This window comes from Devosia rhodophyticola (assembly GCF_028816475.1).
Classification (GTDB): Bacteria; Pseudomonadota; Alphaproteobacteria; order Rhizobiales; family Devosiaceae; genus Devosia; species Devosia rhodophyticola.
Map to the genome: position 1 here is coordinate 109,833 of NZ_CP118247.1, position 24,098 is coordinate 133,930.

A 24,098-nucleotide genomic window follows, 5' to 3' on the forward strand; every position below is an offset into this window, starting at 1 on the left:
TGCTCGCAAATATTGGGCAGCAGGAACAAGCCGTAGAGAAACAGAGGTGTTACCAATAACACCGGCGCTAGAAACATGAGCGGTGACGGCTGAGGCACCGCCTCGCCCCGAGGCCGCACCGTATTTCGTACAGCGCCCAAAAGCATGAATGTCGCGGCATCCTAAAGTCCATGGAAAATGATTAAGGGCAGAATGGAGCGTTAGATGGCCATCCCACAACTCGATCTGCCGCGCGCGAAATTTTCTGATAGAACCACTTGCAACGCGTGCCAAACCGGTTCGGCCGCGAAGTGTTGGGAGTTTGTCTTTGGCCGCCGCCAATATCCGTCGAATTTTGCCATTTTCTAACATTGTCCCTGCGCGCACGCTAATCGCCCTGGTGCTGGTTTTGGCGTTGGTATTGGCGCTGAGCACTGGTTCACGGGCTCAAAGCACGTTTGAGGGCCAGGTGGCTGCCTGGGATCGGGTCGCTTCGCGCGCTGAAGATGTGTTGCAGCAGGCGCAGGCCTCCAGCCAAGCGTTAGAAATCCTGCGGCTCGAGGTAGCCGAGCAGCGAGCAGAGGCGCAAGCTATTGTCGAGCGTGGCAGCGTTTCGGTGCGCAGTCTACGCGCCCAGATGGCCACGTTGGGCCCGGCCCCTGCCGATAGCGAGACCGAAGCCGAGGCGATCGCTGCTCAGCGCTCTGCTTTGCGCGATAAAATAGCGGCAGCAAATGCCCCCGTTCTGGCCGCACAGCAGGCCTACGAGCGAGCGGAAGTCATCATCAAGGAAATCGATATTCTCGTGCGCTCCGGCATTTACGAGGAACTGCTGAACCGGGTGCCCTCGCCGCTATTTCCCGGCAATTGGGTGCTCGCCGTCCAGGAAATGGGTTCCTATTTCGGCGTTTTGGGGCGTGAGGCGCAACAAGGGCTAAGCCGAGCTGATCGGTCCGCGCGGTTTTTTGGCCAGTTACCTGCCGCCCTGACACTTGGCGCTGCGGGCCTATTGGTCCTTTTGGTCTTCTTTCCGTTCGTGCAACGGCGGTTGGACAGGCACTTGCTGAGGGCCACCAAGACCTCACGGCTGGTGGGCGGACTGGCACGGACAATCCGGCTAGTCGTGCCATTGATTGGCGGCGAGCTTTTGGCCATTGCGATCCTGGTGCTGCAGCTGGACAGCTTTGGCGCGCGCAATTTGCTCGTCCTCTTGCCCGTTCTGCCAATATTGATCGTTCTGGCCTATTGGCTCAGCCATCTGGTTTTTGCACCAAATCTTCCAAAATTTCGCCTGGTTGCAATGGGTGACGACCAAGCACGTCGCGGATTCTGGTGGGCGACGGCGCTGGGCCCGGTGCTGGCCATCGAATCAGTTGTTGAGAGCGTACAGACGGACTTCGCATTTTCAGATGGTGCTAGCTCGGTTCTGTCAAGTCTGGTGGTTCTGGGCGGCGCTGCCATTTTATGGCAGTTGGCAGCGGTGCTATTGCAAGGCAATGCGGAGAGCGAGGATCGCCCCTCGGCGGAGGGCGACGTCAATTTTTCCGCGCTGGTTGCCCGGCTGTTGCAGGTTATTTCGCTGGTCGCTACTGTTTGTGTGCTGTTGGGATATGTGCAGCTTTCAAAGCAGTTCTTTATTCCCGCCATTCTCTCGCTGGGGCTGATTGCCTTTGGCATGACGTTGCACAGAACGCTGGTATCGGGACCCGGCTCATTGCTCGGCACGCGTTTACACAATGATCAGCTGACGACTTTGCTACCAATATTGGTGGCAATGGTCCTTGCCATCGCATCCCTGCCCCTGCTCGCCCTCATTTGGGGCGCACGCGTAGCCGATCTTTCCGAGTTTTGGATCCTGATTACCCAAGGCGTCGACATTGGCGGTATTCGGTTGTCGCTCAACGGCGTTGTACTACTGATTATTGTTTTTGGCATTGGCCTAGTGATTACCCAATGGTTGCAATTGGTGTTTCGAACCAGTGTCTTGTCGAAAACGCAAATAGATGCAGGTGCGCGTAATGCGGTCGTTACCGGAGTTGGCTACTGCGGCATCACGATTTCGGCGGTGGCGGCCATTGCGGCAGCCGGACTGGATCTGTCCAATCTCGCTATAGTCGCAGGCGCCTTGTCGGTGGGCATCGGGTTTGGACTTCAAGCGATTGTTTCTAACTTTGTCTCAGGCATAATCTTGCTGATTGAACGACCCGTTAAACAAGGCGACTGGATCGAGGTATCGGGTTATTCCGGCATTGTGCGCAAGATTGCGGTTCGTTCGACGCGGATCGAGACCTTTGATCGCCACGATGTCATTGTGCCCAATTCCGATCTCATTACCGGCACGGTAAAAAACATGACGCTGTCGTCCAACGTTGGGCGTGTAATCCTACAGATTGGGGTCGCTTATGGTAGCGAAGTGGAGGCAGTCAAAACTGTGCTGGAGTCCGCTGCCCATGCACACAAATTGGTAATGAGTTATCCTGAGCCGTTGGTTCTGTTCAAGGATCTGGGTGCAAGTTCGCTCGATTTCGAGTTGCGCTGCTTCATCAGTGATGTCAGCTCCACTCTAAATGTTCGCTCAGATTTGCTATTTGATATTTATGCAAAGCTTTCCGAGGCAGGAATCGAGATTCCATTCCCGCGTCAAGACATCACCATTCGCAATGTCGGCGAACTGAAGAACACAATTGCACTGGCCCAGTCAAATCAAACTGACGAATAGCTAATTGCCATTCACATCTTGATGACCAGGCCTTTGTAGATTCTGAAAAAGGCGTGCTGCGCTGCCTGCAAATCAATGGGATGATACTTGGGAATTTCAAAAGTATCCTGTTGATCGCAACCGCCAAATCCCCGGTGTTTCGCGCCACTTGTCCCCAATAACAACGGCGCCGTTGGGCACCTAAGCCAATTTTATGTTAGTAATGAGCGGAGCCACTTCTTGAGACGTCAACGCCTGGTGGCGTTTAGCCTCGCAATTCAACTGCTGGAGAACCAATGAGCATCGACAATGACGATCCGTCAGACGTCCGAGCCCCAGAGGGACCAACCGAAATTATCGAAACAGATTATGAGGTTGGGCAGGACAACTATGTTCGAGAGACGGGCTGGCTCAAAGTCGATATCCACAATCCGGTTTTTCTGATTTCAGGACTGGCGATTGTTGGTTTTGTGATTCTTACGCTGTTCACCGGCCCCGTTGCGACCGATGCATTTGTCGGCCTGCGCGATTTCCTGACTGGCACTTTCGACTGGTTCTTCCTGTTGGCTGGCAACATCTTTGTTCTGGTATGTGTCGGACTTCTTATCAGCCCCTTGGGGAAAATCCGGATCGGTGGCCGCGACGCCACCCCCGACTATTCCTATACCGGCTGGCTGGCGATGCTGTTTGCCGCTGGCATGGGCATCGGGTTGGTGTTTTACGGCGTCTCTGAACCCGTTTCACATTTTACGTCGTCCATGGGCGGCGTTCTCGCCGATGGCGGTGCGCGCACGGATTGGGCCCCGCTAGGTGGCGCCATCGGCGATGCCGATGCGGCGCGACGCTTAGCGATGGCGGCTACCATTTTTCACTGGGGACTGCACCCTTGGGCGATCTACGCGGTCGTTGGTCTGTCGCTAGCGATATTTACATACAACAAGGGCCTACCGCTGACCATGCGGTCGATCTTCTATCCGCTGCTGGGCGAGCGCATCTGGGGCTGGCCCGGTCATATCATTGATGTTCTGGCCGTTTTCGCCACGCTATTCGGGTTGGCGACTTCACTCGGTATCGGGGCTGGCCAAGCCGATGCTGGACTGGCGTTTCTGTTCGGCCTGCCGACGAATAATTTGACTATGGTGTTGCTAATCGCCGCCATAACCGGGGTGGCACTGGCATCAGTGCTTGCCGGCCTGGATGCCGGGGTGAAACGACTCTCCGAAATCAACATGGTGCTGGCAGGCGTACTGTTGTTGTTCGTGATTCTAGTTGGGCCGACGCTACAGATCCTGAGTGGCTTTTTTGCCAATCTGTGGTCCTACGCTAGCCATTTGCCAGCCCTTTCCAATCCCTTTGGCCGTACCGATGATAATTTCCGGCAGGGCTGGACCTCGTTCTACTGGGCTTGGTGGATTTCCTGGTCACCCTTTGTTGGCATGTTCATTGCGCGGGTCAGCCGTGGCCGTACGGTCCGCGAATTTCTGATCTGTGTGATGCTGGTCCCGGCCCTGGCCAGCGTACTTTGGATGACCACGTTTGGTGGGACGGCGATCAGCCAAATCGTCAACGACGGCTATCAGGCGGTAGCCGACGCCAGCCTGGAACTGCAGCTCTTTGCAATGCTGGCGGCTCTGCCCCTCACCCAGATATCGTCGTTCGTGGGCATTGTGCTTGTTATCGTGTTCTTCGTGACATCCTCGGATTCTGGCTCGTTGGTGATCGACACGATCACTGCGGGTGGCAAGCTTGACGCACCCGTTGGGCAACGCGTGTTTTGGGCCGGCTTTGAAGGCCTGGTTGCCATTGCCCTGCTGCTGGGAGGAGGCCTAGCCGCGCTGCAGGCGATGGCAGTCTCAACTGGCCTGCCATTCGCTGTCATTCTGCTGCTTGGCTGTGTGGCTTTGGTGAAGGGTCTGATCGCCGAACCGCGCTAAACGATCGGTAATTTGGAAGCATCAACTCGCCGTCGGAAATCAAATGGCGAGGAATCTTCCAGCTCAAAAAATCTGTGCCCGCCAACTGTAAGGCGGGCACATCCGATCCACGAGACGGCGGACGCCCAAACAGAACGAGGTAAGTGGTTCGCTCTTCTGTGCAACCGGCGATAGCAGGCGTTGCGCGCTTCCGGCTCAATGCGTTAGCACCAATGAAATCGGCGGCACTGATCCCGATCGGCGCGCAACGGCGGCCTTGGCCGTGCACGGCGCAATGCTTAAAAAGCGGCTATTGATGTCCGAGGATATCACCCAGGAATGCTTGAGCGCGTTCGTGCTTGGGATTGGAGAAGAACTCTTGCGGCGTCGCCTCCTCGAGGATTTCACCATCGGCCATAAACAGCACCCGGTCTGCAACCTGACGGGCAAAACCCATCTCGTGCGTAACGCAAATCATCGTCATGCCGTCCCTGGCAAGCTCGATCATCGTGTCGAGAACCTCTTTCACCATTTCAGGATCGAGGGCGGATGTCGGTTCATCAAAGAGCATGGCTTTTGGCTCCATGCACAAGGCACGAGCAATGGCAACGCGTTGTTGCTGGCCGCCTGAGAGTTGAGCGGGATATTTTTCAGCCTGTTCCAGTATGTGGACGCGATCAAGATATTTTCGCGCAGCCTTCTCCGCCTCATCACGCGGCATCTTCTTCACACGGCGCAACGCCAGAGAGCAATTGTCGATGATGCGGAGGTGCGGAAACAAGTTGAAACTTTGGAAAACCATGCCAATGTCGCGCCGAACTCCTTCCACAGATTTTGCCGTTTCCCCCATGACGCGACCGTCGACAGTTACAGTTCCGCCACGAATTTTCTCAAGATGATTGATGCACCGGATCAGAGTCGACTTCCCGGAACCCGATGGGCCGCACAGGACGATTTTCTCGCCTTTGCGGACCGAAAGGTTGATATCCTTGAGGGCATGGAAGCCGCCATACCATTTGTCTACGTTCTTGAGCTCAATGAGAACTTTGCCCTCTGACGTAGGCAATTTTGACTTTGTGGGCATGGCGACTTCCAGTTTGTGGTTGTTCAGGCCTATGGGACGGTGAAAGACACGCCTTCGACGGGCGCCTCGAACTTTGGCTGGTCCAGCTTGAACCATTTTTGGTACAGCGTTTCCATCGTGCCGTCGGCTTTGAGGCCTTCGATGAATTCGTTTACCGTCGCGTTGATCGTCTTATCTCCCAGAATGGTGCCGACGCCTTTGTAGTTCGTCGCCAAAACAATCTTTTCTGCAAACTTGCCGGGCGCAGCCTCATCAATGCGCTTGATCGCGAATTGGGTCGTTCCGATTGCGTCGACCTGGCCGGATAGCAGCGCCTGGATGGTCGAGGAGTCGTCGTCAAAACTCAACATTTTGGCGTCTGGCGCAACGTTCGGCAGCGTGTTTTCCTGCGTGCTACCTTTGGGTACACCAACCGTCAACTTATCGAGGTCAGCGAAGCTTGCAATTTTGGTGTCGATCGGCGCAATAACGGGCATGCTGTCCTCGGCATAAGGAATGCTGTATTGCAACGACTTCGCGCGTTCCGCGCTGATGCCAAGCGTTGCGAACAATGCGTCGACCTTTCCCGTCTGCAGGGCGGCGATGCGGTTCTGGTTGGTGACCACAACCAGTTTGAGATCCACTCCAAGGTATTTGGCAAATAGTTGCGACAAGTCGGCGTCGTAACCATCATTATTGCCGGTCGAATCCAGGAACCCGAATGGTGGATTGTCTCCCTGGATTCCGATGACGATGGTGCCGCGATCCTTGATGTTGTCGAGCGTGTCGGCGGCGGCGGGATTGACGCCGAGAATTCCTACCATGGCGAAAACAGCCACGGCACTCCCGAATGCTCGTCGCGAAATACTGGTCATCTTCATTTTCAGTCTCCTCAGTTGAACACGTAGTATGCAGCGGTTGCTGCTCTTCGCTGTCTGGACCCCAAACAGCATCAGATGGCGCGGTCTCCTCCGACCGATACGCTAGCGGCCAAGTGACATCTTCTTCTCCATCGCACTTCCGAATATCGACATTGGCCAACAAACGAAAAAGTAGATTACCCCGACGATCCCGTAGACCAGCAGCGGCTGGAGGAGCAGGTTCGAGACGATCTGCCCGGCGCGCGCAAGTTCCACAAAACCAACGATTGCGGCGAGCGATGTTCCTTTGGTGAGCTGAACTGCGAAACCAATCGTCGCGGGCAGGGAAATTTTGAGCGCTTGTGGAAGTATTACGTCCCGCATGCGCGACACATAACCGATCGCAAGCGCATTTGAGGCTTCCGTCTGTCCGGCAGGAAGCGACTGGATCGTCCCACGCCAGATATCGCCCAGAAAGGCGCTAGCGTGTGCTGTGTATGCAATTGACACTGCCAGCCAAGCGTCGATGCTAAATTGCATCAGGGCCAGGCCGTAGTAGATGACGAAGAGTTGCATCAGCAACGGCGTACCCTGAAAGAGTGCAATGTAGGTTGCGGCCGCCCTGCGAATGATGGCTACCCGGCTAACGCGAGCAAGAGCGATCGCAAGCCCGATGATGCCACCACCAACAAAGCTGATGGCCGTCAGCAAGACAGTCCATTTTAGCCCTTGAAGGAGGAAGAACATTTCGGGAATGCCAAAATCGTGCATCTATTCCACTCACTGATTGGGATAGCTGAACAAACGGCGGCCAAGCATCGAAAGCGTGGTCATCATCAGCCATGAAATCACCAGGTAGAGGCCGGTGATCGTGAAATAAACCTCGAAACTGCGGAATGTCTCAGACTCGATCCGTTGTGCGTAATGCGTCAACTCATTTGCCGATATCGACGAGCAGACCGACGAAGTTAGGGTCAGCAGAATGAATTGCGACGTCAGCGCGGGATAAATTGCCCGGAGCGCAGGCACCATCACGATGTCGCCCAATATCTGAAATTGCGACAAGCCAAGGGCAGCGCCTGCTTCAATCTGACCACGTGGAATCGATTCGACTCCGCCCCTGATGATTTCGATGGAGTACGCGCCTCCGTTTATCGCGAGCGCGATGACGGCCGTCATTGTCGGGTCCATGCGAACGCCAATGAAGGGAAGGGCAAAAAACAAAAAGAAAATTTGCACCAGAAACGGCGTGTTTCGGATGACCTCCACGAAGATGCGGACTGGCACCAGAAATATCAGACGAGAAGAACGCTGTAGCGCAGCACCCAATAGGCCGATGCACAGCGCCAGAACAATCCCAGCACACGACAATGCAAGCGTGGAGCCAACTCCATACACCAGGTCCTGCCAGCGATTGACCACGACGCTAAAGTCCAGCATGTGCAACGGTCTTTCCCTTCAGCTATCTTTTTCAATCATCTTTGGCGCGACAGTCGCTCTTGGATTGGCGTTCGCCGACTCATGCGTACAGCTGCCTGAACAGTCCAACGGACTGGCGGAAACCGTCCTCGAAGTTTCCGTTTCCGGGGTGGTAGACGCTCTCGAAGGAGATAACGCCGTCATATTTGTCGGCTTTCAACGCGTCGGCCATAGGTTTGAATTGATCCGCTAATTGACCATCGCCCATGCGACGCACTTCCAGCGTCGCGCGGGGAGTGTCGACTTTTACATCCTTGATGTGGACATGGCCGAGATAGCCGTCCCGCACCTCATCGTAACCGTCGGGAAAAGCGCGCTCATGGCACCAACAATTGTTGGCTGGGTCCCAAAGGACTTTCAGCGTATCCTTCGCATCCAGATCGTCGATGAGCTTTCGCGCTGTGTAGTTGGAGTTCACCATGGTCCCGTTGCCGGTTTCAACAACCAGAGTCAGCCCTTCCGCCCGAGCCAACTCAACGGCAGGAGCAATCATTGGGAGCATCGTTTCCCATGCGCCATGCGCGACGTTCCACTTTTCTGCGCCGTACCGTCCCCAGAGAATCTGTTCTTTCCTCTGGGTCATGATGCGAACCAGGGGCGAATTTAGTTCGTGAGCCATTTCCATGACCCGCTTGAGGGCATCCATGTGCTTGACATGAAGCGCGTCGCCCGGTCGGTTTGCTGTAGTCATACCGGCAAAGACGTGGCGCGAGAGGCAAGAAACAGGCTTACCGTGTGTTTTAAGCAGGCTCTTGATATCGAGGATTTCCTGCCTTGAGTGATCGCCGACCTCTTTTTCACCCACAAACTGCAGTTCGGCATATTCCAGGTCGAATTCGTCCATCACAGTGAGAGCATGGGCCAAGTCGCGGCTAACGCCGTCGCAGATCAGACCAAGTTTCATTTCGATATTCCCCGTTAGCGGTGCAGTTCTGCGCCAATGATTTCTTCCATGACCCGTGTGCAAACCCAGTTGTCGCCCTTGGGGTATTTGGTCTTGCCCTGATGGAAAATCTGCATTGCAGTCGACGCCATAAACATCGGGACGCCAAGATCCTCGGCCATATCGAGAGAGATCGTCAGGTCCTTATGCATCGTGCCGATGCCGGATCCTGTTCCTTCGAATTTCCGATCAATAATATTTGCCAGTGCAGTGTTAGCGACGCCGCATCCCGCTCCGCTGGTTGAAAAAACGTCGTACAGTTTTTGGCCTGACACACCAGCTTTTGCAGCTAGCGCGGCTGCCTCGAAGGTTGCACCAAAGATGGAGCCAATCAGCGTCTGAAGGCACGACTTCATAACTTGCCCATCGCCAGCGCGATCGCCCACCCGGTGTATTGTTCCGGACACCGCCTCCATGACCGACTTGAACTCGTCAAGCGCGTCCGCATCCCCCGCCGCCATCATTGTCAGCGTGCCGCCCTGGGCGCCTGGGAAGCCGCCCGACACAGGACTGTCAATCAACTTGATACCTGACCCCTCGAGCGCGTCGCCTATTTCCCGCGCTTCGCTCGGCTTGATGGTTGCGGTCAGGATAACCGCGCCGCCCCCAGGCATGTGACTGACAAGCCCGTCAGCGCCCAGGATGATGGATTTAGCCTGCAAGCCATTCATCACCATCACGTAGACAGCGTCACAGACTGCCCCAAGCTCGGCCGCGCTCTGTGCTGGTTTGCCACCCATCTCCACAAACGCCGCCATTCTCGGGGGGCTAAGATCCAGGCCTGTGGTTTCAAATCCATTCTTGATCAGATTTTTGGCCAGACCACTTCCCATGTCGCCAAGCCCAACCACGCCTACCCGTTTCATCCCAGTCTCCATTGTCGACAGCTATAAGGCCTTATTTGATGTGTTTTTGTATAGTTAATATCCCCGACTACGTCAATCATTCATCTAATGAGCACTCACAGTTGACGATTTTAGCCCAAATTGGTACTACTTTTTCAGCGTGGGAATGTAAGAACGCGCTTTCTTGCCAACTTCCCTTAATCAATAATGACCTTGGTTAAACCGCTGAATGGAAGGCTTATTGATGAGTAGAGACAATCGACCCCGCGCACTCGACATCGCACTGAGAGCTGGACTGAGCACATCCACGGTCGATCGGGTGTTAAATGGTCGCGGTCGCGTCAGTACCAAAGCCGTCCAGCTCGTCATGCAGGCGCAATCGGAACTGGAGCAGCCGGCCTCATCACCTGCGGACACCATCGAAATAATTTTGCCGCTGAACGCCGGCAATTCAACACGTTATCTTGGCGCATTTTTCCGCCTTGCAGGCCAGAAGAACGGGGTTTCCGTCAAAGTAAATTGGGTCGATCGAATGATCCCGGCGGCTTTGAGTGCTGCATTGCTTGAAACTATTGAGCGCTGTCCGCGCGGTGTCGCGTTCCAGGCGTTGGATGACCCGCTGGTGCACGAAGCGGTCGCTGCGCTACGCTCGAAAGGCGTGAGGCTGACGACGATCGTTTCCGACTTAACCGGAGAAGGCGTGGGTTATGTTGGTATGGACAATCGTGCGGCCGGCAGAACTGCCGCGCTTCTGATGGGCAATTATTGCGCTGGCAAAGGTACAATCGCCGTAGTCTGGAGCGGCCAACTTTCGCGCGCCCATGAAGAGCGTGAATCGGGATTCCGTGCGCTCATGCGGGCCGAATTTCCTTCCATGCTGGTTAAAGACGTCAATAGCGGCAACGATCAACCGGATGAGAATTTCCGCTTGATCCGCGAATTGCTGACATCCGATACTTCGATAGCAGGCGTCTATTGCGTAGGTGCGGGTCCGTCGTCCATCGTCGATGCTGCTAAAGCGACCGGGCAGATCAACCGAATCAAGATTTTCGCGCACAATCTCACTCATGTTACGCGCGCGCATCTGCTGGATTCCGAAATTGACGTCGTCATTCACCAGAACATGCACGAAATTGCCAACCGGGCATTGGCCGAATTGCTGTCGGACGAGCCGATTGGCCGGATTGCTGTCGCCACGCATATCATCACCCGCGAAAACGCACTTCACCACCTCGATCTAAACGCCATCAGCGATTGGCTTGAATGAGGATGATTGAAGCATCGAATTGCAAATTACTCCTGACAGAGCGGGCTGGAATGCGGTGCGTGGCGGGACCGGTTTCAAGAAATGTCGTCACGCGCAACCACATTCTGGATGGTGATTGCTCATGACACATCTTAACGTTACGGCAAAGGATATCCCCCTCGCCATGATCGGTGGTGGTTTTGGCTCCGCGGTTGGCATCAGCCATCGCGACGGTGCCCAGATGGGAGGCGTGTTCAAACTTCGGGCCGGCGTGTTCTCGTCAGAGTTGGAACGCGGTCGTGCATTCGGAGCGACGGTCGGTGTCCCGCCGGAGCGATGCTACGCGAATGTCGACGAACTTGTGAGGTGTGAATCCGGCCGAGCCGATGGTGTTCGCCTCGCAACTATCGTCACGCCGAATGCACTGCACGGACCGGCCGCCAAAGCACTTTTGCTGGGCGGGATCAACGTGATGTGTGAGAAGCCCATGGCCATTTCACGCGCAGAGGCCGCAGAGCTCAAGTTGTTGGCGCGACAGCGCGGCCTGGTGTTTGCCTTGGCGCACGCGTATTCCGCCTACGCAATGGTACACGAGGCGCGGGCGCTGGTCGCAGAGGGCGCGATCGGTAAGATCGTCATGGTCCAAGCCCAGTACGCATCGGGGTGGGCCAGTCTTCCCATTGGCAAAGATGCCCGCCGTGGCGCGCTTTGGCGCACCGATCCTGCGCAAGCTGGTCCGTCGAGCGTGTTGGGCGATCTCGGCACACATATACACCATCTAACCCGTTTCGTTACGGGGCTGGAGATCACCGAAGTTGCGGCGGAATTGTCCTCTGCTGTTGTTGGTCGGAGCGTCGACGATACCGCCGGAATTCTCTTGCGCTTCTCGAACGGCGCCAGTGGAATGATGTGGGTCACAATGGCCGCTGCCGGATCTGGAAACGAGCTGACGATCCGAGTTTTTGGCGAGAGCGGCCAAATTGCATGGGAACAGGAAATTCCTGACATCCTGACAGTTCGACATGTGGACGGCACCGTCGAACTGCGCCGACGTACCATCGTACCCGGGTCGGTATCGAGCAAAATTTCTCGGAGGCGCCCGGGCCAGCCAGAAGGTTTTGTGGACGCATTCGCAAATCTTTACCGCGACGTGGCGCTGCGTCTAACAGCATTAGCTGCTGATGACGTTTCCAGTGCTCCTATCATCCCGGATGCAGATGATGGCGTTTTGGGCATGGCGTTTATCGAGGCGGCAGTCGGCTCGCATGAAAATGGCGGCGCTTGGACAGCAATTCGGGGAGTTCTATCATGAACGGGTGCATTGGCGTTGCTGTGATTGGTGCGGGTTTTATCGGCAAAGTACATGCAAAATGCATCCACGAAAATCCACGCACGCACCTTTCCGCAGTCTACGACGTCAATACCGAATCCGCAGGCCTGCTCGCGGCCCACCATTCTGCTACCTGCGCCGTTTCCTTAGAAGAAGCGATCCGCGATGCCGACGTTGTCATCATCGGCACACCCACAGTCACGCATGGTGAGATCGCGCGACGCTGCATCGAAAACGGGACCCCGTTCATGTGCGAGAAACCTCTCGATACAGAACTCCAGTCGGCAATGCGAACTGCTGGAATGGCAAATCAGGCCGGGGTGTTTGCCGGAATGGGATTTAACCGCAGGTTCGACGCCCAGTATCAAGTGCTGCACCAATCGATTGGCAATGGAGATTTGGGCAAAGTCGAAATCGTCCTGATGACATCCCGCACCCAATCGCTGCCTTCGGTTGAGTATGTCGCCAAATCCGGTGGACAGCTTCGCGACAAGGGAGCGCACTGGTTCGACCTGCTTTGCTGGCTCACGCGCGAACGTCCAAGAGAGATTTTCGTGCAGGGAAGCTGCCTGATCGACAAGCGCTTTGCAGACTATGGTGACGTCGATACCGCGACAATCGCCATTGAAATGGAGAGTGGCGCGCTTTGCCAGATGAATTTCAGTCGGCGGACCGCTTATGGATATGATGAGAGAATAGAGATTGCCGGGTCCAACGGCATGATGCAGTCCTGCCTTCCCATCCCGGTAAACGTACAGCATTATCATGGAAACAGGATTACCCAGGGCGGCATTCATCCGGATTGGTATTCTCGCATCCAGGGCACCTATCCCGCTCAGCTCAATGCACTCATCGATGCGATCGAGGGCAAGGGAGAGTTTCCGAGCTTAGTGGACGGGCTCGTGGCCGAGGCTATCGCGCTAGCCGGCACCCAGTCGTTGGAGCAGAGAAAGCCTATCCCGATACCATACGATTTTGATATCTGATTGTGGCCTGTAGGCCGTCGCGGTTGACGTGTAAAATGACTATCGAGGGAGAGGCAACTCCCAACTGTAGCTGGATCCAAATACCTTTAGTTTGGACTACGCCGCTGCAAGGCCGGCAAGGGCGACCGAAGTACGGTCTCTACACGATCCTGCCCCATGTCGGCACGGATAGAGGATAACGCTGCCCCACAACTTCGCCTAGAGACTGCCGCACAAGGCCGACAAAGAACTGCGTTGAACCGACGTTGCCGATCGAGATTTGCCCGGTCGCCGACAGCAAAACGCCTATGCCAAGAAAAAGGCACAGTGATCAGATCAAAGCACAGGCGATAGGCCGCGGAAATTTTGCCAGCCTACTACGTTCGGTATCCCTATTGGGGGACGGAACAAGATGCGCAGCCGCGACTATCCTGCCAATAGCAACTTCGGTGGTGCCAAGTTGAGAATTCCGCACTGCACTCGCTAGACGGCAACAAACGACGAGGTTTCGCTGCGCGCTGCCGTCCTGTTATGGCATCGACCAACATGAACGCGCACGCTGGTCAGGCGTCCGCGTGTTCGTTCAATCATGCCGCAGAGGGCGACAGCGAAGGGCCAGGTAAGGCTTGCCCGGCAGCTTGATGCCAAAATCTGCGTCTGCCTTGCCGCCGCGAACAATGGCACCGTGTCGTGTTGGGTGAGGAACTACAGGCGGCACCTGCTCGGCGGGATTGATGGTCATATTCCAAGTGTCGATAAGGTCGACCTGATAACGGCGACCGTCTTTGGGCAGGCCACTCGACCAGTGAGCGGGCTGGTGTTCACCGAAATATATATAGCGGACCTCACCATCCACAGCGCCGGACACGCGGCTCCACGGAAAAGAGTTCGTACCTCCCATTGGCGTTAGACCGGCGCCCGCATCCTCCTCAAGCAGATTGCGCAAGAAAGCGAGCCGCTGCCAGGCTTGCCCATATAGTTTGCCGCCTTTGGCCCACCAAATGATGTCGTTTGGATGCTCATAAGTTTCCCCATGCCCAGCATATCCGCCACGCAGCGTGGTGGTCCAAAAGCGATGAACCAACTCCTGGGCCGAAATGTTGCCCCAGGCCGGCCAGATATTACCTTCATATTCAGGCTCATCATTGACCACAGGCTTGCCATAGTCGTCGCGCCACTCCGGGGTCTTCCTGACGTCCCAGTTCTGGATGCAGACGTGGCTAATCCAGGGCTTGGTGTGATCATAGTACATCGTAACATCGCCATTGTGGATCGACGTCAGGTGCCTGCAGGGATCGTCACGTTCAAGGATGTGGAAATATTCGTCCCACTGCTCCATCGGCTTGGTGTCGAGCAAAAAATCATACTCATTGGCCATCGACCACCACACATTGCTATAGGCCGACAGGCGCGCCGCAAGATAGGCTACATAACGGTAGTCCTGCTCCGCGCTCATGTCGCAATAGCCCCAGCGATCATAGGGATGGAACACGATGATATCGGCTTCAATACCCATGTCACGCAGCTTACCGACCTGTTGTTCGAAATGGCGGAATGCTTCGGGATTAGGTCGATCGAAGTCGAGCGTCCCATCCGCCTTTTCGGCATAGATCGGGTAAAGCGGTTCATTGGTGTTGAAAGGGTAATTTTTGGGGAAGACTCCCATACGCAATTTGTTGAAGCCAGCCGTTTCCAAGGTTTGCAGGGTTTCCTCCTGCAATTGCAGTGCCTGGTGGGTCCATGCGTAACAGGTTGTCCCAAATGGCAAATAGCGGGTGCCATCGGCGTAGGCAAAATGAAATTGGTCGGCAACGCGCACTGGTCCATGCGCCCCTTGTCGCGGCGCGTCGACGGTCAAGCTGCCTGTGGCACCATCAAGTGCTGGCACCGAACTTTTGGTTTTATAAGTCCATTCGCCCATCACATCGGGCATAAAGCGCACTATGTAGGCGCCGTCGCCATCGTAAAATCCCGTCACCCGAACGCTGCGCGCGCCATGAGCAAAATCGGCTTCAAGGCTAACGTCGAGATAGGGGTTGCCATCGGATGGTCCCGAAAGGCGCAATTCGAAAATATCCCATTGGGCGGTTGTGGTTGTCATTTTGTTTCTCCAAGGGGGTGGCGTCGGTGCGCCGCAACAGGAATGCCTGAAACGGCTTTGCGGGAAAGTGCAACACGTCGCCCCGCACTACGTCTGGCGCAATCTCGGTTTCGGTCATTTCCCAGGTGTCAATCAGAGTGGCGCGATAATGTTCATCGGGTGGCACTACCACGCTGGCTTCGCCGGGTTGGTTGACGCCGAAGTAGCTCAGATAATATTGGTGTGCCTGTCCAGCCGTTGCATAGTGGATGCCCACTCGCTTCCAGTCCTCTTCGCCGGGCATCGGCCGGGTTAATTCGGGCAGCGTGACGACATCAAGCCCACCGCCCATGGTGATGCGGTAGTGGCCGGTATGAGGCATCGGCTCGAGACCTTTGTCAGGTCCCTCCTCCAATATGCGGCGCAAAAAGGCGATCCGTTTTGGGCTTTGGCCAACCAATTTGCCGCCCTTGGCCCACCAGATCGTTTCGGTGTCGTTATTGTAGGTTTCGCCGTGGGTGACATATCCGCCATTGACGGTACCCGCCCAGAACCGGTGCACCATTTCCTGGCCGCCGATATTGCCCCAGTCCTCAGAAATATCGCCTTCATAGGAACATTCATCGTCCGAGATCGGCTTGTTATACATCTGGCGCCATTGAAGCGCCCGCGCTGTATCCTGGCGCTGGATGCTGACATGGGTAATTCGGGGATGGGTATAGTCGAAGGGCGCAAATCCGTTGTGAATCGAAAGCAAATGACCGAACGGGTCAGCCTTGGCAACGACCTCGATCATGCGGTTCCAGTCGTCCAGCGTTTTGTTGGCCATGAAATCATACTCATTGGCCATCGACCACCACACGTTGGGAAAGGCCGCCAGCCGCGCCACCAGATAGCGCAAATAGCGGTCGTCCTGTTCAGCCGCCATGCGCGAAAACCCCCAACGATCATAGGGGTGCAGAACGATTAGATCAGCTTGCACACCGATTTCCGCCAGTTGGCCAATGCGCTTCTCCAAATGATGGAAATAGGCCGGATCGGGTCGATCAAAATCGAACGCCCAACCGGCATCCTCGATCTTTGCCGGCCAATTGCTCGACCCCTGCTTGAGCATCGCGAAAGGATAGCGCTCTGGCTCGTTTTGATTGTAGCGGTAGTGCTTTGGGAACACGCACATCCGAATTTTAGTGAAGGGTGCATTGGCCAATGTCGCCAGGGTTTGTTCTTCGAGCGCGTCGCCCTGCAGGTTCCAGACATAGGCGGTGGTGCCAATATTGATGAAGCGCGTGCCATCGGCATGACGAAAATGAAGTCCATCGGCCCGCACCGGCCCATGGTTGCCTGCTTGTGCCGGCCCCACCTCAACGGTGCCGCTAACGTCATCAAGTTTTGCTGCATTGCTCGTGGTATTATAGCGCCACTCGCCAATTTGATCCGGCAGGAAACGAATACGATAAATACCCTCACCATCGTAAAATCCAGGAACATTGACCACCCGGTCGCCAAGACTGAACCGCGCTGCGAGTTCGACATCCAAATACGGATTGCCCGAGGTGGGTCCATCTAGGGTAATTTCAAACAGCCCCCAAAGCGAGGCACGCTGATCGGTCATGGTCGGTTTCACTTCCAGATTGGTTAGCCGGCAATACGGCTACGAGGCCGCCATCGGCTACGGGTGGTCGGAATAGAACTGAGAAGCAGTCGGGTATAATCATGTTGTGGATTGCCCATCACATCACGGGCCGCACCGAACTCGACAACGCGCCCCTTGTTCATCACAGCCACAAAATCGCTGATATAATAGGCGGTCGCCAGATCGTGGGTGATATAGAGGAAGCTGCGCCCTTGTTCATCGCGCAGGCGCTTGAACAGATTAATGATGATCATGCGCCGAGATGCATCGATCATGCTCACCGGCTCATCGGCAACGATCAGGCTGGGGTCCGGTATCAGGGCGCGGGCAATGGATATCCGCTGCAACTCACCGCCTGAAAACTGATTGGAATATTTGCCGCGCACATCCGCCAGGTCGAGACCCACCGCCACCAACGCGTGGTCAACGGATGCCTCCGCCTCTTTTGCCTGCAAGCCAGCCACGCGATCTGCTGTTTCAAAGAGATAGGCATCAACCGGGCGATAGCGGCTAAAGGCTTCGAAGGGGTTCTGAAATATCGGTTGAACCGATTTCATAAAATCCCGTTTCGATGGTTGCGCACCTTTGCCCGCAACCACCTTGTCATAAACGATGGCGCGCCCCGCGCTCGGCTCAACCAGCCGCAGCAAGGTTTTGGCCAGTGTCGTCTTGCCGCTACCAGACTCCCCAACAACACTAATGATGACCGGCCGGTCGCTCTCGACATTGATGTTAACGTCATCGAGCGCGGTAATGATCTTGGCCCGCCCAAAGCCGCCCAAGCGATAGTCCTTGTTAAGGCCCTCGGTGCGCAGGATTACTGCCATATTGGTTCTCCGGCAGCGGGAATTTCAGACCCGGCATGATGGCAGGCGGCAAAATGACCCGGCTTATGTTCAACCAACGGTGGCTCTTCGGCCCGACACTTGTCTGTCGCCAACGGACAGCGGGCGGCGAACCGGCAGCCACCCAATTCGCCCCAAAGGCTCGGCGGACTCCCTGGAATGCCGTTTCGCGCACTTTCGTCGCCAATGGTGGGGAGCGAACTGATCAACATGCGGGTATAGGGGTGGAGCGGCGCGGCAAAAACGCTGTCGGACTCTCCGTATTCCACAGCTTTGGCGGCATACATGATCAACATGCGGTGGGTAATTTGATAATGCACACCCATATCATGCGACACCAGAATGATGGTGTTGCCCATCTGCTCCTGCAATTCCATGAGCAGAAGCAGGATTTCCTTTTGCACCACCACATCGAGTGCGGTTGTCGGCTCGTCTGCCAAAATAAGTTCGGGTTGGAAGAAGGTCGCTAGCGCAATCATCACGCGCTGTCGCATGCCGCCAGAAAGCTGATGGGGATATGAATCAAGAATTTCAACCGGCAATCCTAACTTGCCAATATAGGTTTTAACCTGTTCCATAACCTTGCGTTTATTGGGTTCATGGCCGGGAAAGTCGACAAATTGTTTGCCGATTTTAACCACGGGATTGAGTGAGCTCATCGAACTTTGCGGCACATAGGAAATGCGCTTGAACCATTGCTTTTGAATGGTGTCACTGGTGACCGGCTTATTTTGGTCATCGTTGAATCCGTACTCAATCGAGCCCGACGCCAAACTCATGGGTGACAGGACGTCGCCATAAAGTACTTTCATCAGGGTGGACTTGCCACAACCCGATTCACCGGCGACCCCAAGAATACAGCGATCAGGGATTTCAATATCGACCCCATCGACAGCGTTGATGGAACCACGCCCGGTTCGATAGGCCGCAACGAGATTATTAAGACGGATCATGAGACACCACGCTTGCTGGCGAAAGCTGCATTAAAACCTGTTGAGGTCAAGAACAGGCCAACAAACAGGGTAACCGTGGCCACGATCGGCGCAACGATCCAGACGTAGTTCCCGGTAAATAGGGCGTTGTAACTCAGCGCCCAGAATATGATTGAACCAAGAGTTGGAATTTCAACTTTTGACAGGCCAATGACCGCGAGCGTTGCCTCGGTGTTGATTGCGAACAGCACCGTGTTGATGAACCCCACCAACAAATAGGCCGACACATAGGGAAAGATTTCGCGCATCAAAATGTCCATGGTATTGGCACCCGAAAAACGAGCCATATTGATGAACTCCCGCTCGCGCAGGGTCAGCGCCATAGATCGCACTGTTCGCGCGCCCCAGGCCCAGCCAAAGATGATGATGATGAAGCCTACAGTTAAAAAATTAGAGTTGCCCCGGATGACCGCACCCAGAATGATCAACACCGGCAAAAGTGGGATGGTGATGAAGGTGTCAACAAAAAGCATGACGACACGTTCGAAGGCGCCACCGATATAGCCAGCGCTCAGGCCGATAATCGTTGAAATGATCGTAACGCCAAGCGCGACGACAAAGCCCAGCATCAGGGAATTTCGGATGGCATAGACCAAGAACCAGAAAATGTCCTGGCCAAGGGCATTAGTGCCTAAAAGATGCTCCCATGAAACCGGCAGGTTTTTCCAATAGGTGGCCTGCGCGGCCGGATCAACTGTATTGAAGAGCGGCAGAATGAAACTGCCCACGGCAAGCACCATGACAATCGTCAGGCCAATGATGAGCCGCACATTGAGCAGCCAATAGAAATTTTCTCCATACGATCTGGCGCTGACGGAAGCCGCCACCGGATCGCTTGTACTAGCGTCTATAGTGGAGGTCATTTGTGCCTAATCCGTGGATCTAGAAGGGGATAGATAAGGTCGATTACCAAGCCAGCTGTTGCTACAGCGACGATGGAAACGGTGATGGCGCCATAAAGCACGTTGTAATCACCGCCGCTGGCGGCGGTGCGCATGATCAAACCAACGCCGGGGAAGGAAAACAAAATCTCGGTGAGCAAAGCGCCGTTAAAAACCGTGCCGATTGACAGTGCCAGGGCCGTGACCTGAGGTAGCATGGCGTTGCGAAACACATAGCGGACCATTCGGGTCCAATGCGATGTGCCTTTAAGGCGGGCATAGGTAACATAGGCCTCCTCGGTGGTGGCCACAGCCAGCGCCTTCATGCTCAAAATATTCCAGCCAAAACCGGCCAAAATTAGCGCCATGGCGGGCAGTAATGAATTGTACACGATCAGCCAAATCTTGCTGAGGGAGATATCCCCCACCGGAAAGGTCGGCGACAATGGGAAGATTGGGATTATGTAGGCAAACAAAATGATAAGGCTGACGGCCAAAATATAATAGGGAATTGGGTAAATCATAATGCCGACGATCTCGAGCAATGTCGCCAGCTTGCGGGTGTGAAAATAGCCGGCCACCAGCCCAACCATATTGCCGAGTGCCCACCCCAAAACCGTCGTGGTCAGCAGCAGTGTCAGCGTCCAGGGCAGCGCATTGAGAATGATGTTACTGACCGGCTCGGGATAAAATGCAAATGAGGGCCCAAAATCGAAATGCAGCACGACCCGATTAAGAAACGAAACATATTGAGTAAATAGATCGCCTTTAAGGCCATAAAGCTGCTCAAGATTGTCTCGCAGCTCCGCGATGGCTTCACTTGTTAGGCTACCGCTGGCACGCGACTGCAACTCGCCGATATACCCATCAATAGGATTGGCAGGCATAAAGCGTGGCAGGAAAAATGTAATCGTCAGCCCGATAAACAGGACCGCAAAGTAAAGACCCACCCGCTTGGCAATGTATTGGACGACGCCCATTTCATGTTCCTTGAAACGCAGTTTGAATAGTGGGGCGGCAAACGTACCGCCCCACAAGCGAATCAGATGAGCCTATTTGCCAGTCGGCTCGATATTCACCAGCGTCTTTTTGAACGAACTCCACCAAGTGTAAGGCGCAGCATAGAAATTGTCCTGCTTGGAGTAATTGGTCCAATATGTGTTGTTGGTCGGGATCGAGGTAGGAATGCTCATCAGGTTAATTTCCTGCATGCCCTCGGTGAGCATGTGAGCGATCTCGATGCCATTTTTGACAAATTCATCAGAGTCGGTTTCCAGCGAAGCGCTGTCGCTAACAATTTTGAAAATGTCAGGATCGGTAACGCGCAAATAGTTCCCCGTTAGAGGGTCGCTCGAATCTGCGGGCTTCACATTTTCTGGCCGCAGGACGCGCCACGTATTACGCCAGTTGGAGTTATAAACGCAGGTATTGGACCAGTTCAGCATCAATTCGAGCTTGGAGTTCGTGTTTTGAACGGCGTTGAACTCGCCATTGTCAACTTGACGAACCTGGACATTGAAGCCTGCTTTCTGCCAGCTATCGCCGATAGAAAATCCGAGCCGCTGCAAGGTCTTGTTCCAGTCACCCGGGACGGCAAAATCGATAGTGAACGGGGTGCCATCAGCATTCATGAAGAAGCCGTCGGCGCCCTTTTTCATACCAACCGAAGCCATCAGCTTTTCGGTCTCGGCGGGGTCAAACTTCCACCAACCCATACCAAAACTGGCCTCGATTGCGTCACCAGTTGGCAGGTCGGCCTCGGGCATGCCCTGCGCCTTCAACGCGTCAACAAGTTCGCTCCCGAAATTTGGGTTGAACGGCTTATAGCCATCTTCCAGCGTCAGGTCGTTGAGGAAGGATGCCGATGGCTTATAGAACAATGGATCAGTGATTGGCGTGTCCGAAAGCGGCAATGCCGCAGCCTTGAACTGACCGCTAAGAGCGGTAATGCCAACCTGCTTGAGGTCGAGCCCTAACGCCAATGCCCAGCGCACTTCTGACTTATCAAAGGGCGCTTTTTCCTGGTTGATATAAACGCCCCACGAGCAGGCATCATTCATATCGTGGAACGGCATGGTCGCCGAGAACGTCTGAACGGCCGGATTGCGCCCCTTTGCTGCCTGAATACTATCGGGGCTCATGAACGTATCAACGTCATATTGGTTCTGCACGAACGCCAACGTACGTGTCTCTTCGGGGCCGAAATCCTTGTAAAGAACGTACTTAGCCTTTGGTTCGCCAAGATTGCCCCAGCCCGAGCGCTCCCAGTCATCCCGGCGCTCCCACAACTGCCAGAAACCATTGGGATCAAAGGCTTTGATTTTATAGGGTCCAAGCGTCACCGCATTGGTGTTTTTGAAACTTACAACATCATCACCCTGCGGCTCGAATATGTGCTTGGGAACAGGAACGAATTGAGCGCCCCAGGAGTAAACGCCCATCGCGGTCTGAAAGTCATAAGAGGGTTCGGCAGTTTCAAATTCGATGGTATATTTGTCGATCACATTCCAGCTTTTGATCAAGCTGGTATAGGCCGAAACACGGGTGAGCTTGTCGCGATATTTAAAAGCAGTAGCGAGCGTATAATCGAGATCGTCCGTGGTAAATTCGACCCCATCGCTCCAATAAACGCCTTCACGGAGCTTGACCCGGAACTTGGTGTGCTCGGGGTTCAAAACCTCCGGCATCTCGGCGGCAAGTTCGGGGTAGGATACACCCTTTGCGGTATCCATTTCCCAAAGTGAACTCCAGCCCAGTTCTCTGAAACCGCGCCAAATCGCATATGAAATAAGCGGATTTTGTGCATCGGGGTTGGCGACCTTGCCGTCGAATGTCTGCACGATCAGGGTTTCGCTACGCGGCGTCCCTACATCGGTCATTTCGCCTTGCGCAAATGCGGTACTTGTCAAGAGAGCGCCCAAGAACGGCACCAATAGGAAGCGGCCTAGCCTAGCCATGTCTGATCCTCCATAGCCGGCCAATCGCCGTTGGGCGGGACGGCTTAACTGTTTCAAGCAATTTCGAGATCAAGCTTTGAAATTTGGCTCATCATCCGCTCAACTGAACGACGGATAACCGACCCCACAATTTCCTAGCATTCCTCGCGCATGCTCTCATGCGCATCGCCAACCACTTTTGATTAAGTGCGTTTATTTGCGATATTTAAGGAATATGGGGGGAAACCGACAGAGTCAACACACATCCCGCCCACAAGGCGAAATTTTCTGGACGATTTGAACTATGTGATTTTTTAGTCGGCGACGATGACTTCGACACCGCGCCGCTCAAATTCGGCGCGATCAGCCGCAGAAATGCCGCTATCGGTAATAAGGGTATGGACCAAATCGACGGCACCCAATGCGGAAAATGATACGCGGCCAATTTTGGTGGAATCGGCGAGCAAATAGATATGAGACGCAGCCTTCACCATGGCTCGTTTGACGTAAATATCGCCAATTGCTGGATATGTCAGCCCAGCGTCAAACGAAATTCCGGCCGTTGCCAGGAACAGTTTCTGGGCGAAGATGCCCACAAAGAACTCGACTGATTTTTCGCCGCTCAACGAGAGTGTTGGCGCCTTGAACTGACCCGCAGGCATGTGCACGCTGTTGGTTGGAATGGCCCCCAGGATCAGCGCAATATTGAGCGCGTTGGTAATGATGTTGAGATTCTGCCGCCCTTTGAGGTTTTCTGCGAATTGAGTGGTTGTGGTGCCCGAGTCAATAATAATCGTCTCGTTATCGCCAACCAGCGCAGCCGCCGCCAATCCGATCCGCGTCTTCATATCCATGTTCTGCCCGTGATGCAGGGTCATGGATTGCACTTGCTGGGGAATAGATTTCAGGTAGGCTCCGCCGTGCTCGCGCGTGATATAGCCATCACGATCAAGACGCTCCAGGTCCTGCCTGATCGTGGCTTCAGACACCCCAAACGCAGCTGAAAGGTCGCGCACCCGGGCGCTCCCTTCCTCCTGTAACCACTCGAGAATTTTCATGCGGCGCGGCTCGGCCAGCAGTTGCGGAGCACCATCCAACCGCACTTTTCGATCGCGCGACGCTCTGGTTGTTTTAGCTCCCGCCATACTGATCCCCCACGCCTTCCGCACACGCTGTGTAATTGAGTATTCTTGCTACCGGTTTTGTCATTCGCCGCAACGGAAAGCAACAGTTCACACTCGTCGCGCTCAACCATAATTCTTCATTAAACGAAAAGAAAACGCATTTTTCGCTACTTTTCAGTATTGCATGCAAACAGACCGCGCTGTAGCCTTCAGAAAAATCAGAGACGGCGACAGGCAACGCCGCGCCCATGAGGAGGCAATTGTGCAAACAAGTGTCTTGCGCCGC

19 protein-coding genes are annotated in these 24,098 nt (G+C 54.8%); 5 read left to right on the top strand and 14 right to left on the bottom strand.

Going from position 1 to position 24,098, the window contains the following annotated elements; genetic code table 11:
- Positions 1-307: 307 nt before the first annotated feature.
- Both PSQ90_RS00595 and PSQ90_RS00600 read left to right on the top strand, forming a co-directional pair.
- Positions 308-2,698, top strand: coding sequence for a mechanosensitive ion channel family protein (locus PSQ90_RS00595; protein ID WP_282211513.1), 2,391 nt, complete (start codon positions 308-310; stop codon positions 2,696-2,698).
- A gap of 275 nt (positions 2,699-2,973) precedes the next feature.
- Positions 2,974-4,611, top strand: coding sequence for a BCCT family transporter (locus PSQ90_RS00600; RefSeq protein WP_282211514.1), 1,638 nt, complete (start codon positions 2,974-2,976; stop codon positions 4,609-4,611).
- Positions 4,612-4,900: 289 nt separating this feature from the next.
- On the opposite strand, the gene PSQ90_RS00605 is transcribed toward PSQ90_RS00600, so the two are convergent.
- From PSQ90_RS00605 to PSQ90_RS00630, 6 genes are all read right to left on the bottom strand, one after another.
- Positions 4,901-5,674, bottom strand: a complete 774-nt coding sequence (locus PSQ90_RS00605) for an amino acid ABC transporter ATP-binding protein (protein ID WP_282211515.1) — start codon at positions 5,672-5,674, stop codon at positions 4,901-4,903.
- Between the two features lie 29 nt (positions 5,675-5,703).
- On the bottom strand, positions 5,704-6,528 hold the full coding sequence (locus PSQ90_RS00610; protein WP_282211516.1) for a transporter substrate-binding domain-containing protein: 825 nt from the start codon (positions 6,526-6,528) through the stop codon (positions 5,704-5,706).
- Between the two features lie 108 nt (positions 6,529-6,636).
- On the bottom strand, positions 6,637-7,284 hold the full coding sequence (locus tag PSQ90_RS00615) for an amino acid ABC transporter permease (protein ID WP_282211517.1): 648 nt from the start codon (positions 7,282-7,284) through the stop codon (positions 6,637-6,639).
- Positions 7,285-7,293: 9 nt separating this feature from the next.
- Positions 7,294-7,953 carry an amino acid ABC transporter permease gene (locus PSQ90_RS00620; protein ID WP_282213119.1) on the bottom strand — a complete coding sequence of 220 codons (660 nt, stop codon included), beginning with the start codon at positions 7,951-7,953 and terminating at the stop codon, positions 7,294-7,296.
- Positions 7,954-8,032: 79 nt separating this feature from the next.
- On the bottom strand, positions 8,033-8,896 hold the full coding sequence (locus tag PSQ90_RS00625; protein ID WP_282211518.1) for a sugar phosphate isomerase/epimerase family protein: 864 nt from the start codon (positions 8,894-8,896) through the stop codon (positions 8,033-8,035).
- Positions 8,897-8,910: 14 nt separating this feature from the next.
- Entirely contained in the window at positions 8,911-9,801 is an 891-nt protein-coding gene (locus PSQ90_RS00630) for an NAD(P)-dependent oxidoreductase (RefSeq protein ID WP_282211519.1), read from the bottom strand.
- A gap of 223 nt (positions 9,802-10,024) precedes the next feature.
- Between PSQ90_RS00630 and PSQ90_RS00635 the strand changes: the two genes are divergently transcribed.
- From PSQ90_RS00635 to PSQ90_RS00645, 3 genes are all read left to right on the top strand, one after another.
- Entirely contained in the window at positions 10,025-11,047 is a 1,023-nt protein-coding gene (locus PSQ90_RS00635) for a LacI family DNA-binding transcriptional regulator (protein WP_282211520.1), read from the top strand.
- A gap of 121 nt (positions 11,048-11,168) precedes the next feature.
- A complete protein-coding gene (locus PSQ90_RS00640; RefSeq protein WP_282211521.1) occupies positions 11,169-12,338 on the top strand; it encodes a Gfo/Idh/MocA family protein in 1,170 nt (389 codons plus the stop codon).
- Entirely contained in the window at positions 12,335-13,342 is a 1,008-nt protein-coding gene (locus tag PSQ90_RS00645; protein WP_282211522.1) for a Gfo/Idh/MocA family oxidoreductase, read from the top strand. Before PSQ90_RS00640 ends, PSQ90_RS00645 begins: the two co-directional genes overlap by 4 nt.
- 562 nt (positions 13,343-13,904) lie before the next feature.
- Here the strand turns inward: PSQ90_RS00645 and PSQ90_RS00650 are convergent.
- The 8 genes from PSQ90_RS00650 to PSQ90_RS00685 form a co-directional block, all read right to left on the bottom strand.
- Positions 13,905-15,422, bottom strand: a complete 1,518-nt coding sequence (locus tag PSQ90_RS00650; protein WP_282211523.1) for a DUF5060 domain-containing protein — start codon at positions 15,420-15,422, stop codon at positions 13,905-13,907.
- The gene (locus PSQ90_RS00655) at positions 15,340-17,013 is read right to left on the bottom strand and encodes a DUF5060 domain-containing protein (protein ID WP_282211524.1); all 1,674 of its coding nucleotides are present in this window, start codon (positions 17,011-17,013) and stop codon (positions 15,340-15,342) included. Before PSQ90_RS00655 ends, PSQ90_RS00650 begins: the two co-directional genes overlap by 83 nt.
- A 23-nt stretch (positions 17,014-17,036) precedes the next feature.
- Positions 17,037-17,861 (bottom strand): ABC transporter ATP-binding protein, encoded by an 825-nt coding sequence (locus tag PSQ90_RS00660; RefSeq protein ID WP_282211525.1) that lies wholly within the window; start codon positions 17,859-17,861, stop codon positions 17,037-17,039.
- Positions 17,852-18,832: an ABC transporter ATP-binding protein gene (locus PSQ90_RS00665; RefSeq protein WP_282211526.1), complete on the bottom strand. Its 981-nt coding sequence runs from the start codon at positions 18,830-18,832 to the stop codon at positions 17,852-17,854. Before PSQ90_RS00665 ends, PSQ90_RS00660 begins: the two co-directional genes overlap by 10 nt.
- Positions 18,829-19,734: an ABC transporter permease gene (locus tag PSQ90_RS00670; RefSeq protein ID WP_282211527.1), complete on the bottom strand. Its 906-nt coding sequence runs from the start codon at positions 19,732-19,734 to the stop codon at positions 18,829-18,831. Before PSQ90_RS00670 ends, PSQ90_RS00665 begins: the two co-directional genes overlap by 4 nt.
- On the bottom strand, positions 19,731-20,732 hold the full coding sequence (locus PSQ90_RS00675) for an ABC transporter permease (RefSeq protein WP_282211528.1): 1,002 nt from the start codon (positions 20,730-20,732) through the stop codon (positions 19,731-19,733). The genes PSQ90_RS00670 and PSQ90_RS00675 overlap by 4 nt, the downstream gene beginning before the upstream one ends.
- Positions 20,733-20,804: 72 nt before the next feature.
- Positions 20,805-22,709: an ABC transporter substrate-binding protein gene (locus PSQ90_RS00680; RefSeq protein WP_282211529.1), complete on the bottom strand. Its 1,905-nt coding sequence runs from the start codon at positions 22,707-22,709 to the stop codon at positions 20,805-20,807.
- 293 nt (positions 22,710-23,002) lie between these two features.
- Complete coding sequence (locus PSQ90_RS00685) at positions 23,003-23,833, bottom strand: DeoR/GlpR family DNA-binding transcription regulator (protein WP_282211530.1); 831 nt, start codon at positions 23,831-23,833, stop codon at positions 23,003-23,005.
- Positions 23,834-24,098: the final 265 nt, after the last annotated feature.

Excerpts from the sequence above, each read along its gene's own strand:
- PSQ90_RS00620 (WP_282213119.1), bottom strand. The coding sequence starts at position 7,953 with ATGCTGGACTTTAGCGTCGTGGTCAATCGCTGGCAGGACCTGGTGTAT.
- PSQ90_RS00630 (WP_282211519.1), bottom strand. The coding sequence starts at position 9,801 with ATGAAACGGGTAGGCGTGGTTGGGCTTGGCGACATGGGAAGTGGTCTG.
- PSQ90_RS00615 (WP_282211517.1), bottom strand. The coding sequence starts at position 7,284 with ATGCACGATTTTGGCATTCCCGAAATGTTCTTCCTCCTTCAAGGGCTA.
- PSQ90_RS00680 (WP_282211529.1), bottom strand. The coding sequence starts at position 22,709 with ATGGCTAGGCTAGGCCGCTTCCTATTGGTGCCGTTCTTGGGCGCTCTC.
- PSQ90_RS00670 (WP_282211527.1), bottom strand. The coding sequence starts at position 19,734 with ATGACCTCCACTATAGACGCTAGTACAAGCGATCCGGTGGCGGCTTCC.
- PSQ90_RS00610 (WP_282211516.1), bottom strand. The coding sequence starts at position 6,528 with ATGACCAGTATTTCGCGACGAGCATTCGGGAGTGCCGTGGCTGTTTTC.
- PSQ90_RS00635 (WP_282211520.1), top strand. The coding sequence starts at position 10,025 with ATGAGTAGAGACAATCGACCCCGCGCACTCGACATCGCACTGAGAGCT.
- PSQ90_RS00675 (WP_282211528.1), bottom strand. The coding sequence starts at position 20,732 with ATGGGCGTCGTCCAATACATTGCCAAGCGGGTGGGTCTTTACTTTGCG.
- PSQ90_RS00645 (WP_282211522.1), top strand. The coding sequence starts at position 12,335 with ATGAACGGGTGCATTGGCGTTGCTGTGATTGGTGCGGGTTTTATCGGC.
- PSQ90_RS00650 (WP_282211523.1), bottom strand. The coding sequence starts at position 15,422 with ATGACAACCACAACCGCCCAATGGGATATTTTCGAATTGCGCCTTTCG.
- PSQ90_RS00685 (WP_282211530.1), bottom strand. The coding sequence starts at position 23,833 with ATGGCGGGAGCTAAAACAACCAGAGCGTCGCGCGATCGAAAAGTGCGG.
- PSQ90_RS00660 (WP_282211525.1), bottom strand. The coding sequence starts at position 17,861 with ATGGCAGTAATCCTGCGCACCGAGGGCCTTAACAAGGACTATCGCTTG.
- PSQ90_RS00625 (WP_282211518.1), bottom strand. The coding sequence starts at position 8,896 with ATGAAACTTGGTCTGATCTGCGACGGCGTTAGCCGCGACTTGGCCCAT.
- PSQ90_RS00600 (WP_282211514.1), top strand. The coding sequence starts at position 2,974 with ATGAGCATCGACAATGACGATCCGTCAGACGTCCGAGCCCCAGAGGGA.
- PSQ90_RS00655 (WP_282211524.1), bottom strand. The coding sequence starts at position 17,013 with ATGACCGATCAGCGTGCCTCGCTTTGGGGGCTGTTTGAAATTACCCTA.
- PSQ90_RS00640 (WP_282211521.1), top strand. The coding sequence starts at position 11,169 with ATGACACATCTTAACGTTACGGCAAAGGATATCCCCCTCGCCATGATC.
- PSQ90_RS00665 (WP_282211526.1), bottom strand. The coding sequence starts at position 18,832 with ATGATCCGTCTTAATAATCTCGTTGCGGCCTATCGAACCGGGCGTGGT.
- PSQ90_RS00605 (WP_282211515.1), bottom strand. The coding sequence starts at position 5,674 with ATGCCCACAAAGTCAAAATTGCCTACGTCAGAGGGCAAAGTTCTCATT.